Genomic DNA, 13,229 nt, shown 5'->3' with positions numbered 1-13,229 from the left:
CCCCGTCGGCGCGACAGAGAGGTACCCCCGTGAAGGCCCGTCAGACGTGTGAGGCACCCCTACCCCAGCTGATATCCGATGCCGAGCACCCGGATTCGCACGGCATCCTGAACCGCCTGGAACTGTCCGCCCCGGACTTCGAGCACCGAATACACCGGGCGTTGGACACCGCGGAACAGGAACTCCAGAGCTGCGCGCAGGGCTCCGCGGACCCCCGCATCGCCGCCCTCACGGGCCACCTCGCCGCGGCCGGCGGCAAGCGCCTGCGGCCCCTCCTCGTCCTGCTCGGAGCCGAGTTCGGCGACCCGGCGCGGGAGGGGATCGCCCGGGCCGCCGTCATCGCGGAACTCGTCCACCTCTCCTCGCTCTACCACGACGACGTGATGGACGCGGCCCGCACCCGGCACGGCGTCCCCAGCGCCAACGCCCGCTGGGGCCAACGGGCCGCCGTCCTGGGCGGGGACTGGCTGCTGGCCCGCTCCGTGCAGCTCGCCGCGGACCTCGGTGCCGCGGCCGTCCACCTCAACGCGCAGGCCGCGGCCCGACTGGTGGCGGGCCAACTGCGCGAGCTGACCGGGCCGGCGCCCGACGAGGACCCGGTCGAGCACTACTTGCGCGTGGCGCTCGGCAAGACGGCCGCACTGTTGTCCATGTCGTTGGGGCTGGGCGCCGTCCAGGCCGAGGCGCCCGCCCCGTGCGTCGCGGCGCTGACCGAGTTCGGCGAACACATCGGCATCGCGTTCCAGATCGCCGACGACCTGTTGGACCTCGCCTCACCCACCGAGGTCACCGGCAAGGAACAGGGCAAGGACCTGCTCGCCGGCGTGCCGAGCCTGCCCGTCGTCCTCGCCCTGGCCGGCGACGAGCCCGGCGACGAGGAACTGCGCGCCCTCCTCGCGGCCGGACCCACCTCGGACCCCGCGGCCCACCGCCGCGCGCTGGAGCTCTTCGGCCGCTCCCCGGCGCCCGCCCGGGCGGCCTCGGTGATGTACGAACGGCTGGACCGGGCCCGCGACACCCTCACCGCGTTGCCGCCGCTGGCCGCGCGCCGCGCGCTGCACGGACTCTGCGACTTCGTCGGCCGCCGCTCCGCCTGACCGCAGCCGCGCGCGACCCCGATGTCAGTGCCCGGCCCTACTGTCGACGGCATGGGAAGGGTGACGTTCGTCGACGAGACGACCTCAGGGGACAGGGACGGCGGCCGGGGGCTGGACGTCGCCGAAGACCGCTTGGCGTTGCGCGAGTTGATCCGTAGACGGGTCCACCAGGAGGTGACGGAGTACCACGCGGGCGGCGGCGTGCGGTTCCGCGGCCTGGTGCGGCCGCGGGAGGTCGAGCCGGGACGGCGGGTGGACCCCGGGGCGCAGACCGAGCGGGCCCTGCGGGCGTTCGAGGGCAACGGGCTGCTGGTGCTCGTCGGCGACCGCCAGATCACGGAGTTGGACGAGGAGATCGCCCTCCCGTCCGGCACCGAGATCACCTTCCTGACGCTCGTACCGCTGGTGGGGGGATGAGAGCCGTGGACGGACGGTTGAACGTGCACCCGGCGCCGTACGGCCTGCTGCGCGAGGAGTGGAAGCGACTGCTGGGACCGGTCACGGCCGACCATCTCCTGGCGGGCGACCACCGTGCCGCGGCCGACCACCTGCTGTGTTCCCCCCGGGAGGGCCCCATGGCCCACGAGGGGTTCCGCAGGTGGGCCGGGGCCTTCACCCGGCTCCCCGAGCCGCCCCGCCGGGCGATCCTCGCCGCGCTGGTGGACCGTTGGCACGAGGAGACCGCCCCGTCCGACCGCGGCCCCCGCCGCCCGCGCCATCCCGAGGAGTCGCCGACGGACGTGCTGTGGTTGATCGCCGTCGTCGGCGCGGGCCTGCCGGACCTCCCGCTGCCCGCTGAACGCGCCGCGGCGGTCGCCGAGATGGGGGAGTGCCACGGCATCAGCCAGGCCGTGCCCCAGTACCCCCTCCTCGAACAGGAACGCGTCGAGGGCCGGGAACTCACGGCGGCCACCATCGCGACGGTCCGGCGGACCGCGGCGTCCATCCCCGCGTACTACGAGAACCACGACGGCGCGTTCGCCGCCACCCTGACCGAGCCGGTGCTCAACGTCGGCGAGGCGTGGGCCGACCGGGCCATGGCCGAGCAGCGGTTCGACCCCCGACCGGTGCTCGCCCACGCCCTGACCGCCACCTCCTCGAAGCCGTCGGCCAGATGGGACCGGGGCGCCCGTGCGGTGCTCGCCGCAGCGGGCGACCCGGACACCGTGCGCAGCGCCCTCCTCGACTGGCTGGCCCGGGTGGGCCGCCCGCGGACGCTGCCCCTCAAGCCCACCTGGTACCAGCAGCAGGTCGACGACCTCTACGACGCCTTCAACATCGACGCCCTGCGCGGTCTGGCCTGGATGCTCCCGCTGCTGCCCCCGCACCCGGACGTGCCGCGGACCCTCGGCGCCCTGGTCGCGGGCGCCCTGCGCAAGGTCTCCGGGACGGGCGCCCGCAGTCCCAGGACCGCGACCGCCGCGATCCACGCCCTCGCCCGTACGGAGGGCGAGGAGGCCCTCGCCGAGTTGGCCCGGCTCCGTACCCGGGTCGTCCACAAGCCGACCGTCAAGGTCCTGGACGGCGTCCTCACCGCACGGGCCGACGCGCTGGGCCTGGGCCGCGAGGAGATCGAGGAACTCGCCGTCCCGTCCTACGGGCTGACCGAGGTCGGCCGCGCCGCACACGCCCTGGGCGAGGCCACCGCGCTGCTGACCGTGGAGGGCTCCCGCGCCCGGCTGACCTGGCGCAACGCCGCGGGCAAGCAGGTCAAGGCCGCTCCGGCGGCGGTCCGGCGCGACCATCCCGAGCGGGTGAAGGAGCTACGGGCGCTCACCAGGGACGTCGACCGGATGCTGAGCGCCCAGGCCGAACGGCTGGACCGCCAGTTCCTGGCCCGCCGCAGCTGGGCCCACCACCAGTGGCGCGCCCGGTACCTGGACCACCCCGTCGTCGGGACGCTCGCCCGGCGCCTGATCTGGACCGTCGACGACGTCCCCGTGGCCCACGGCACCGCCCCCGGCGACCCCGACGCCACCGCGGCGTCCGGGCTGCGCACCGTCGAGGGCCGCCCCGTGGAGCCCGGACCGGACGCCGAGGTGCGGTTGTGGCACCCCGTCGGACGCGCTCCCGCGGAGGTCACCGCCTGGCAGGACCGCCTCGAACGGCTCGCGGTGACCCAGCCGTTCAAGCAGGCGCACCGCGAGGTGTATCCGCTGACCCCCGCCGAACGCACCACGGGCACGTACTCCAACCGCTTCGCCGGGCACTACCTGCGCCAGCACCAGTTCCACTCCCTGACCGCGGTCCGGGGCTGGCGCAACGCGCTGCGCCTCCCCGTCGACGACGCGTGCCCGCCCGCCGAACGGCTGCTCCCCGAATGGGGACTGCGCGCCGAGTACTGGATCGAACCCGACACCAGCGGCCTGGGCCGGGACCAATCCGATTCGGGCACCTACCTGCGGCTGCGCACCGACCAGGTCCGCTTCTACCCCGTCGACGCCCCGCGCAACTACGCGCACTCCGGCGGCGGCGCCTACCAGCAGGTGCGCAGGCCCGGCGCACCGCAGACCGAGCCCGTGCCCCTGACCGAGGTGCCCGAACTGGTGCTGAGCGAAGTGCTGCGGGACGTCGACCTGTTCGTCGGCGTCACCAGCATCGGCAACGACCCGACCTGGTCGGACGGCGGACCCGACGGCCACTTCCACAGGTACTGGACCTCCTACGGATTCGGCGAGTTGGACGGCGCGGCCGATACCCGTAGAGCGGTACTGGCGCGGCTGCTCCCCCGGCTCGCGATCGCCGACCGCTGCTCGATCGAGGACCGCTACCTGCACGTCCGGGGCGACCGGCGCACGTACAAGATCCACCTCGGGTCCGCCAACGTCCTGATGGTGCCCGGCGACACCTATCTCTGCATCGTCCAGGGCGGCGCCGGGCCCGCCCCCGACACCGGGTACCTCCCGTTCGAGGGGGACCGCAGGCTCGCGCTGATCCTCTCCAAGGCCGTGCTGCTCGCCGATGACACGGCGATCACCGACCCGACGATCACCAGCCAGTTCCCCCGGGGCTGACCGCGCCCCGGCCGGTCCGGCGGTGCGGGCCGCGGACCGGTGGGGACGGCTCGTACCGCAGGAGCGCCTCGGCGGCCGGTTCGCCGGTGCGGCGGGCGTGCACCAGCCGCTCGCGCACCTCGCGCAGGGTGCGCGGTCGCCAACCCGGGCCGCCGCAGCAGCTCTTGTGGAACCGCACCCCCGCGTGCAGGAGCACGGACAGCGCCCGCCACGCCCGGGTGTCCCGGCGTCGCGGTGCGGCGAACGCCGACCCCACGTGGATCAGTGGGCCCGAGCAGCGCGGACAGACCCGGTCCCCGCCGGCGGAACGGCTCGCTCCGGGGTGGGGCTGCTTGTACGCGGCCCGGCAGGGCAGGCAGACGAACGAGGTCTTGGACGGGGGCATCCCCCCACGGTAGGGCCGCCCACCCCCCGGTCACCAGCCGATTTGTCCCCGGTACCTCCCCGTCCCCGCACCTGCGCCCGCGTCCGGGCGGCGCCGTCGCGACCCGTCAGTGCGTCGTGAGGTCCGCCAACAGCTCCGCGGCGGCCCGCGGGTGGGCGAGCCAGTGCAGATGGCTCCCTTCGAGGGTCCGGACCTCGAAGGGGTTGTCGGGCGTGAGCGCGTCCCCTTCGCGGACCATCCGGTCCTGCATGGCGAGCGGAATGCTGGCGTCGGCGGCCAGCCGCACATAGGTCCGGGGAATCCGACCCCAGGTCGCGGCCCGGGCCCGGTCGGCTGACGTACCGGCGTCGAGGCTCTCGTCGGGCTGGAAGGTGTTCAGGAAGGCCAGGAACTCGTCATCGGTGAGGTCGGCGGCGGTCGCCCGCTTGAACGCGGCCAGCGTCGCCGGGTCGGCGGTGCGGAAGTTGCACCGGAGCAACCCGAGTTCGGCCGGGTTCCCGACGAACGCGGCGGCGAGGGCCGCCGGATCGACGTCCGCCATCTCCGGCTCGGCGTAGTAGCCGCCCACCTCCAGATCGACCGGGCACCAGGCGGAGACGTACACGATCCGGTCGATCAGGTCGGGCCGGGCGTTGGCGACGGCGGTGATCGTGATGCCGCCGCGGCTGTGCGCGACGAGGACGGTGGGCCCGTTCCGCCGGGCCCGTTCGAGGGCGTCGATCACACGGGCCGCGTTGTCGGCGAGGGTGGCGCCCTTGATGTGTCCCGGTGCCACGGCGAGGGCGTCGAGGTCCTGGGGCGCCTGGTAGGCCGCGGGGAAGGTCGCCCCGAACCCGTGCCCCGGGAGGTCCACCGCGGCCGATCGGTGGCCGAGCAGGGCCAGTTCGGCTTGGAGCGGCGCGAACGAGAACGAGTTGGCGAAGGCTCCGTGGACCAGGACGTACGTGGGTTGATTGGGCATGCCCCACCCTCCAACAGAACGATCTTCACGGCAAGTTGTTACCGCCCCGCACTCGTGTGACGTCCCGCCCACCGCGCTCCTGGGCGTACGCCCGGGGGCCACCGGGGCCGTGCCGTTCGTGGCCGACGGCCCGATGCCCGGACGGGACCCGACCCGGCAGCGTGGACACCGTGATCGAAGCAACCGAACTCACCAAGCGCTACGGCGCGACCACCGCCGTCGACCGGCTGTCGTTCACCGTCCGCCCCGGGGTGGTGACCGGATTCCTCGGCCCGAACGGTGCCGGGAAGTCCACCACGCTGCGGATGGTCCTCGGACTGAACCGGCCCTCCGACGGCACCGTCACCGTCGACGGGCAGCCGTTCGGCGACCGGCCCCGTGGGCTGCGGCACGTCGGCGCCCTCCTCGACGCCCACGACGTGCACGGCGGGTGCACCGCCCGCGCCCATCTGACGGCACTGGCGGTCAGCAACGGGCTGCCCCGCCGCCGGGTCGCGGAGGTACTGGCCGAGGTGGGCCTGGCTGGGGCGGCCGGACGTCGGATCGGGGGGTTCTCGCTGGGCATGAAACAACGGCTCGGCATCGCCGCCGCGCTGCTCGGCGATCCCCCCGTCCTGCTCTTCGACGAGCCGCTCAACGGACTCGACCCGGAGGGCGTGCACTGGGTGCGCACCTTCTTCAAGCAACGGGCGGACGAGGGCCGCACCGTGCTCGTCTCCAGCCATCTGATGCGGGAGATGGAGCAGACCGCGGAGGAACTGATCGTCATCGGCCGCGGCCGGCTGATCGCGGCGGAGGGCCTGCGGGACTTCGCGGCCCGCAGCACCCGGCTCCGGGTGAGCATCCGCACGCCCGACGCGGACGCCCTGTCCGGGCCGTTGACGGACGCGGGGGCGACGGTACGGGCGGAGCCCGACGGGGCGTACACGGTGACCGGTCTGCCCGCGGACCGCATCGGCGAACTCGCCTTCGCGCACGGGGTGCGACTGCACGAACTCAGCCCCCACACGGCCTCCCTGGAGGAGGCGTTCATGGAACTCACCGCACGGAGCGTCGAATACGCCGCAGGAGCCCCCCGATGACAACGCCCCCCGTACTCGACCGCGCCGCCGCCCGCCCCGCGACCCCGACCCCGCAACCGGCCCGCTTCCGGCACCTGCTGGCCGCCGAGTGGATCAAACTCTGGTCGCTGCGCTCCACCCGCGGGGTGCTCGGCGTCGGCGCGCTGACCGTGATCGGCATCAATGCGAACTCCGCCGTGTCCAACGCGGACCGGCTGACGCACCAGCCGGAGCCGCCGCCGGAGGCGTCGGCCCACCCCGAGATGCTGTTCGATCCGCTCGCCACGGCGTTCGTCGATCCCGCCTGGCAGCTGTTGATGATCATCGCCGCGGCGGTGGGCGCGCTCACCGTCTTCGGCGAGTACTCCAGCGGGCTGATCCGGACCACCTTCGCCGCAGTCCCCGACCGGCGTGCGGTGATCGCCGCCAAGGTGACCGTGGTGTCGGCGGTCCTGCTGGCCTTCGGCGCGCTCGTCTCCGGCGCCTCCTTCGGCCTCACCCAGATGCTGCTACGGGACCACGGCGGCCTCTCGCTGAGCAGCCCGGGCGCCCTGCGCGCCGTGGTCGCCGCCGCCCTGGTCGCCCCGCTGTGCGCGCTGGTCGGCATGGCGGTGGGCGCGACCGTCCGCCATGCCGCCGGGTCCGTCGTCACCGTCATCGCCCTGCTGCTCCTGCTACCGGCGTTCTTCCGGGGCGAGCGCTACCGCTGGGTCAAGGAGATCGGCAACGCCATGCCGCTCAGCGCCTGGATGCGGCTGGTGACGAACCCGGAACGGTGGCGCCACCCGGGCAAGTACCCACTGAGCGTCGCCGAGGCGTGGACCGTGTACGGCGCGTGGGCCACGGTGGCGGTGGTCGTCGCGGTGCTCGTGGTGCGCCGCCGGGACGTCTGAGCCCCACCGGGACGCCCGGACGCCCGGGTGCCCGGACGCCCGCGTGTCCTTGCCATGACGGGCCGGGTCAGTCGGTGGCGAGCAGCGAGAGCGTGTCGATCACGCGGTTGGAGAAGCCCCACTCGTTGTCGTACCAGGCGACCACCTTGACGTGCCGGCCCTCCACGCGGGTCAGCGCCGAGTCGAAGACGGCCGAGGCGGGGTTGCCGACGATGTCGGACGACACGAGCGGGTCGTCCGAGTACTCCAGCACCCCGGCGAGCGGCCCCCGTGCCGCGTCCCGGTACGCCGCCAACACGTCCTCGTGCGTCACGTCCCGCGCGACGGTCGTGTTGAGTTCGACGATCGAACCCACCGGAACCGGCACGCGGATCGAGTCGCCGGACAGCTTCCCGTCGAGGTTCGGCAGGACCAGACCGATCGCCTTGGCGGCGCCCGTCGTGGTCGGCACGATGTTCACGCCGGCGGCGCGGGCCCGGCGGGCGTCGCGGTGCGGACCGTCCTGGAGGTTCTGCTCCTGCGTGTAGGCGTGCACCGTCGTCATGAAGCCGTGCTCGATGCCGGCGAGGTCGTCGAGCACCTTGGCCAGCGGGGCGAGCGCATTGGTCGTGCACGAGGCGTTCGAGACGATCGTGTGCACGGCCGGGTCGTACGCGTCGGTGTTGACCCCGTACGCCAGCGTGACGTCCGCGCCGGCCGCCGGCGCACTGACCAGCACCCGCTTGGCGCCCGCGTCGAGGTGGGCGCGGGCGGCCGTGGCCGAGGCGAAACGGCCGGTCGCCTCCAGCACGATGTCGACGCCGAGCTCGGCCCACGGCAGCCGTCCCGGTTCCCGTTCGGCGAGCACCGTGATCCGCCGACCGTCCACGACGAGGGCGTCCCCGTCGACGGTCACCGGGCGACCGAGCCGCCCCGCCGTCGAGTCGAAGGCGAGCAGCCGCGCCAGCGCGGCGGGCTCCGTGAGGTCGTTGACGGCGACGACCTCCAGATCGCTGTCACGTTCGAGCAGGGCGCGCAGCACGTTGCGTCCGATGCGGCCGAATCCGTTGATGGCGATGCGAGTCATGAGTGGTGTCCCTTGTTCGGTTCCCCACCAGGTTCCCGCCCGGCACCCGCCGGTGACAGCGGCGTGATCGCCACGGTCCGCAAGGATCATGCCAGGTGGTCGACGGTGGGTCACCCGCCGCGCGCGAAGGTGCGCCGGTACTCGCTGGGCGTGGTGCCGAGGATGCGCTGGAAGTGCAGCCGCAGGTTCGCACCGGTGCCGAGCCCGGCGTCGGCGGCGATCTGCTCGATGCCCCGCTGCGAACGCTCCAGCAGCTCACGGGCGACGTCGACGCGGGCGCGCATCACCCACTGCATCGGCGTGTACCCGGTGTCCTCGACGAAGCGCCGCGAGAACGTGCGCGGCGACACCGCCGCGTGCCGGGCGAGCACGTCGAGGGTGAGGGGCTCGCCGAGCCGGTGCAACGCCCACTCGCGGGTGGCGGCGAAGCGCTCGCCGAGCGGCTCGGGCACGCTGTACGGCACGTACTGCGCCTGACCGCCGCTGCGGTAGGGGGCCGCGACCAGGCGCCGGGCCGCGTGGTTCGACGCGGCCACCCCGAGGTCGCCGCGCAGGACGTGCAGACACAGGTCGATGCCCGAGGCGGCGCCGGCCGAGGTCAGCACGCTGCCCTCGTCGACGAAGAGCACGTTCTTGTCGACCCGGACGAGCGGACGCTTCGCCGCGAGGGCCCGCGTGTAGTGCCAGTGCGTCGTGGCGCGCTTGCCGTCGAGCAGTCCCGTGGCGGCGAGCGCGAAGGCACCCGTGGAGATGGCGGCGAGCCGCGCACCCCGGCCGTGGGCGGCGATCAGCGCGTCGACGACGGCCGGCGGCGGGTCCTCGCGGTCCGGGAACCGGTAGCCGGGCACGAAGACGATGTCGGCCCAGGCGAGCGCACCGAGGTCATGGGCGACGTGGTACGACAGGCCGTCGCCGCCGGCCACGGGACCGGTCGTCGCGCCGCACACCCGCACCTCGTACGGCATGCTCGCGCGGGTGGTGAACACCTGCGCGGGAATGCCGACATCGAGCGGCTTCGCACCTTCGAGGACGAGGACGGCGACGCGATGCAGGGGTGAGGCTGGCACGGGAAGAGGGTACGCAGGACGGCCGTCCCCGTGCCGTGGCCACGCATCAGCCGGCCGAAGTCCCGGTGTCGGTCCTGGTGTCGGTGTCGGTGTCCTGACCCAGCCCGAGGGCGGAGAGCATCCGGTCGACCTCCCGTTCGTCGGCGCCCTCGACGAGGACGTCACCCCACACCCGTAGATCGAGGTGGGCGAACCGGGGGGCCAGTTCGGCGAGGACGGCCAACGGCTCCCGCTCCGCGTCCGTGTCCTCGATCACCAGCTCCCGGATGCTCAGCTCTTCGAGCTGGGGGAGGACCGAGGACCCGGCGAGCACGACGAAGTCGCCCGCGCCGTCCGGGTCGAAGCACGCCCCGCTCAGGTCCAGGCTCCGCAGCCGCGGGTACCGGGACGCCTCCAGGTCGTCGAGGATCGCGTTCGGCGGTACGACACCGTGGACGTCCGGCCCGATCTCCACCTCCAGGGAGACCAGGCCCGGAGTCGAGAACGCGAACAGGGAGCCGTCCGAGAGGACGGCGCCCCGGGTCCGTAGGTGCGTCAGGGTCGCGTGTTCCACGTCGTCGAACAGGAACGCGCCTTCGAGCTCCAGGGTGCGCAGGGCGGGCAGCGCCTCCCACAGTGCGGTTCCCGCCTGAGCGGGGACCACCGCGGCGTGCAGGTACTTCGCGGGTTCGACCCGGTCCCCCGTCGACGTGGTGTGCAGTGCGAGGAGCAGGTCGAAGCCGTGGCCGAAGTGCAGGGTCGCGAGCCGGGGCCGCTGCTGACGGGACAGGGCGAGCACGGCGCGCTCGGCGGAGTGGTGGTAGTCGGTGAGGTGCAGCTCCAGCCCGCGCAGCAGGCGGCTGGCCGGGTGCGACAACAGGACGTCGATCAGGGCCCCTTCCCACTGCTCGGGATCGGCCGCATCGTCGCTCCCGGTGTGGGGCAGGTCGGCGAGGAGCCGTTCGACCAGTGCTCCACGTCGCGACCGGCCCTCCGTCGCGAGCCGGAACGCAGCTTTGTCGATGAAGCCGCGGGACCAGGTGAACCGCCAGGAACCGTCCGCCCGCAGACCGTCGAGCCCCCACTGCCGCTCCACCCGCCCGTACGCCGAGGCCAACGCCTGCGCGTCCCCACCGCCGGTCTCGCAGCGGTGCTCGCACCGGATCGCCTCTCCCCGGGCGTCACCCGCCGCGGTCAGCACGTCCGCGTACGCCAGCCACGCCTCCCACCCCTCCGACTCTGGAACCGCGGTACGGAATCCCTCGTACCTTTCGACACCCTCGAACCCCTCGACGGCACGGTGCATGTGATTCTCCGAACTCCCCTGATCTGACGGGACGCTGTCGGGGCCCCTGCCCGCCGCCCCCCTGCCCTCTGCCTGGCATCGCATCGGTGAGGGAGCGTACCCAGTCCGCATCGGACCGGCCGGTGGCCCGTGGCCCGGCCCTCCGTGGCGCACGGCGCCGTCCGCCGCGGACGAGCGGGCCCGCGTCGACATCCACCGGGCGATGCGGACCCGGCAGGTCGCCGTTCCGCTGCCGTTCCGGGCGGACACACCGGCATCCCGTGGCGACGGGTAACGGACGGGGGGCCGCGGCCGGTTGACGCCCCGAGCGCGTCGGTCGCGGTCACCGGTGCGATCATCCGTCCATGGACGCGAGCGCAGGAACGATGATCGCCGTCCCGTCGGGGCGGGTAACGCTGTCGGACCGGCGGACGCGGCGCAGCTGGCCGGTAGAGCTCGCGCCCTACGAACTCGCGGCGCTCCCCGTCACTCAGGCCCTGTACGAGCAGGTCACCGAGGTGCGACCGAGCACCGCCCAGGGGGCTCACCTGCCCGTGGAGAGCGTCTCCTGGTGGGACGCGGTCCGGTTCTGCAACGCCCTGTCCCGACGCGACGGGTTCGCGTCCGCCTACCACCTCCACGCCGACGGTGAAGGCATCGAGTGGGACCCGTCCGCGGACGGGTACCGGCTGCCGACCGAAGCCGAGTGGGAACACGCCTGCCGGGCCGGTACGACCGGACCCCACTACGGACCCCTCGACGAGATCGCCTGGTACCGCGGCAACTCCCGGGAGCAGATCCACGACGCGGGTGGCAAACGGCCCAACCCGTGGGGCTTCCACGACATGCTCGGGAACGTCTGGGACTGGTGCTGGGACGTCTACGACGCCGAGGTCTACGGCGACTACCGGGTGCTGCGCGGCGGCGGCTGGTTCGACGAACACTGGAGCTGCCGGGCCTCCGCGCGGCGCCGCAGCCACCCGACCTTCCGGGTCGACGACGTGGGGTTCCGCCTCGCACGCTCCCTCGCGCCCTGACGGGCGCCGTCAGCCGAAGACCTTGCGGGACCTGGAGCCCGATGGACCGGCAGCAGGCCAAGGCGCCGAGCCTGGACCCGGGTTGGCCACCGCACCCGCCCTCCCCTCGGCACGTCCCTGCGCAACCGCGATCTCCGGCGGCCACTGGTCCCGAGGTGCCGCCGCGCTGTCAGAGTCGCCGCTCCGAAGGGGCCGGCCCGCCCAGTGAGCGCGGACGGCCGCTGCCGCCCGCTGTCCCCATGAGGATCACCGCTCGGCCGGCGGGGTGTCCTGGCCGCCGAACACCTCCTCGACGAGCTGTGCCACGGCCTTCTGGAACGCCTCGGCGAGGGACAGCGCGGCGTCGTCCACGTAGTTCAGCGCGGCGATCAGGGTCTTGCTGCCGTCGGCCGTGCTGTACATCAGCGCTCCGTGGCCCGCCACGCCGCCGTTGTGGGTGATGATGGTGCCGCCGTTCCCGCTCGCCTGCTGGACGAACAGGCCCAGGCCGTAACCGGTCTCGGGGTGCGGCTCGCACATCTCGGCCAGCAGCGCGGCGGGCAGCAGCTTGCCGCTCAGCAGCGAGGAGATGAACGTGTGGAGGTCCCGGGTGGTGGAGATCATGTCTCCGCCGGTCGAGATCCAGGAGGGGTCGTGCCGGGTGACGTCGACGGTCTCCGTCCGCCCGGCGTCCTCGTACCGGTAGTAGGCGCGGGCGTGCGGCTCGGGCAGCTCCGGGTCGCCGTCCGGCACCAGGGTGTCCGACAGTCCGAGCGGCTCCAGGACCAGTCGCCGCATCTCCCCGGCGAAGGAGCGGCCGGTGGCCTTCTCGACCAGCAGCCTGAGCAGGACGTAGTTGGTGTTGGAGTAGCTCCAGCCCGTTCCCGGCTCGAACCGCGCGGGCCGGGACAGGGCCAGTCGCACCAGTTCCTCCGGCTGGTAGGCCGTGAACCGCTTGTCCACCCACTCCTGGCCCGTGTTCGTGGCGGGGATCCCCGGGGTGAAGGTCCCGTCGGCGTGGTACTCGCCGGTGAAGTTGAACACCCCGCTGGTGTGCCGCAGCAGCATCCGCACCGTGATCCGCGGGTCCAGCCCGAACCCGGGCAGGTGGTCGGCGGCCGGGGCGTCCAGCTCGATCGCGCCTTCGGCCACCAGCCGCAGCACCAGGGCCGCGGTGAAGGTCTTGGTGTTGCTGCCTATCCGGACGTACCCGTCCACCGGGGGCTTCTCGGTCCCGCCCAGCTCGCGGGCCCCGGCGCTGCCGACCCATTCGCCCTGTTCGTCGTGCAGGCGCATCGTCACACCGGTGAAGCCGGACTCGATCATCCCCTCGATGAGCTTCCGCAGCTCGGGACGGTCCTGGTCGCCAAGGGTGAGGGACATGGTGGGTGCTCCTTCAGGTCTG

The 13,229-nt window shown here is 73.4% G+C and carries 12 protein-coding genes; 6 read left to right on the top strand and 6 right to left on the bottom strand.

The genetic code is table 11. The features are described 5' to 3' along the window. Window positions 1–29: 29 nt before the first annotated feature. The 3 genes from ACFYOU_RS05015 to ACFYOU_RS05005 are packed head-to-tail and all read left to right on the top strand — an operon-like array spanning window position 30 to window position 4,111. Window positions 30–1,097, top strand: a complete 1,068-nt coding sequence (locus tag ACFYOU_RS05015; protein ID WP_391303684.1) for a polyprenyl synthetase family protein — start codon at window positions 30–32, stop codon at window positions 1,095–1,097. A gap of 51 nt (window positions 1,098–1,148) precedes the next feature. Next, window positions 1,149–1,514, top strand: coding sequence for a hypothetical protein (locus tag ACFYOU_RS05010; protein ID WP_391303682.1), 366 nt, complete (start codon window positions 1,149–1,151; stop codon window positions 1,512–1,514). Beyond that, window positions 1,511–4,111 carry a DUF4132 domain-containing protein gene (locus tag ACFYOU_RS05005; RefSeq protein WP_391303680.1) on the top strand — a complete coding sequence of 867 codons (2,601 nt, stop codon included), beginning with the start codon at window positions 1,511–1,513 and terminating at the stop codon, window positions 4,109–4,111. The genes ACFYOU_RS05010 and ACFYOU_RS05005 overlap by 4 nt, the downstream gene beginning before the upstream one ends. Here ACFYOU_RS05005 and ACFYOU_RS05000 read toward each other — a convergent pair. Both ACFYOU_RS05000 and ACFYOU_RS04995 read right to left on the bottom strand, forming a co-directional pair. Next, entirely contained in the window at window positions 4,086–4,496 is a 411-nt protein-coding gene (locus ACFYOU_RS05000; RefSeq protein ID WP_391303678.1) for a deoxyxylulose-5-phosphate synthase, read from the bottom strand. The genes ACFYOU_RS05005 and ACFYOU_RS05000 overlap by 26 nt on opposite strands. Window positions 4,497–4,602: 106 nt before the next feature. Then, complete coding sequence (locus tag ACFYOU_RS04995) at window positions 4,603–5,457, bottom strand: alpha/beta fold hydrolase (RefSeq protein WP_391303676.1); 855 nt, start codon at window positions 5,455–5,457, stop codon at window positions 4,603–4,605. Between the two features lie 170 nt (window positions 5,458–5,627). On the opposite strand from ACFYOU_RS04995, the gene ACFYOU_RS04990 reads away from it, so the two are divergent. Continuing rightward, window positions 5,628–6,539 (top strand): ATP-binding cassette domain-containing protein, encoded by a 912-nt coding sequence (locus ACFYOU_RS04990; protein WP_391303674.1) that lies wholly within the window; start codon window positions 5,628–5,630, stop codon window positions 6,537–6,539. Next, window positions 6,536–7,411, top strand: coding sequence for an ABC transporter permease (locus tag ACFYOU_RS04985; RefSeq protein ID WP_391303672.1), 876 nt, complete (start codon window positions 6,536–6,538; stop codon window positions 7,409–7,411). The genes ACFYOU_RS04990 and ACFYOU_RS04985 overlap by 4 nt, the downstream gene beginning before the upstream one ends. A gap of 67 nt (window positions 7,412–7,478) precedes the next feature. On the opposite strand, the gene gap is transcribed toward ACFYOU_RS04985, so the two are convergent. The 3 genes from gap to ACFYOU_RS04970 all read right to left on the bottom strand — a co-directional run bounded on the left by gap (window position 7,479) and on the right by ACFYOU_RS04970 (window position 10,829). Beyond that, window positions 7,479–8,477 carry a type I glyceraldehyde-3-phosphate dehydrogenase gene (gene gap / locus ACFYOU_RS04980; protein WP_391303670.1) on the bottom strand — a complete coding sequence of 333 codons (999 nt, stop codon included), beginning with the start codon at window positions 8,475–8,477 and terminating at the stop codon, window positions 7,479–7,481. Between the two features lie 110 nt (window positions 8,478–8,587). Continuing rightward, complete coding sequence (locus tag ACFYOU_RS04975) at window positions 8,588–9,544, bottom strand: helix-turn-helix domain-containing protein (RefSeq protein WP_391303668.1); 957 nt, start codon at window positions 9,542–9,544, stop codon at window positions 8,588–8,590. Between the two features lie 46 nt (window positions 9,545–9,590). Continuing rightward, complete coding sequence (locus ACFYOU_RS04970) at window positions 9,591–10,829, bottom strand: hypothetical protein (protein ID WP_391303665.1); 1,239 nt, start codon at window positions 10,827–10,829, stop codon at window positions 9,591–9,593. A 344-nt stretch (window positions 10,830–11,173) separates the two neighbouring features. Between ACFYOU_RS04970 and ACFYOU_RS04965 the strand changes: the two genes are divergently transcribed. Further along, window positions 11,174–11,845, top strand: coding sequence for an SUMF1/EgtB/PvdO family nonheme iron enzyme (locus ACFYOU_RS04965; RefSeq protein WP_391303663.1), 672 nt, complete (start codon window positions 11,174–11,176; stop codon window positions 11,843–11,845). Between the two features lie 246 nt (window positions 11,846–12,091). Here ACFYOU_RS04965 and ACFYOU_RS04960 read toward each other — a convergent pair whose 3' ends face one another. After that, complete coding sequence (locus tag ACFYOU_RS04960) at window positions 12,092–13,207, bottom strand: serine hydrolase (RefSeq protein ID WP_391303661.1); 1,116 nt, start codon at window positions 13,205–13,207, stop codon at window positions 12,092–12,094. Window positions 13,208–13,229: the final 22 nt, after the last annotated feature.

This window comes from Streptomyces sp. NPDC005955, assembly GCF_042871255.1.
GTDB lineage: Bacteria > Actinomycetota > Actinomycetes > Streptomycetales > Streptomycetaceae > Streptomyces.
Note: the sequence above shows the minus strand (reverse complement) of the source record. Positions and strands in the feature narration are given on the sequence as shown.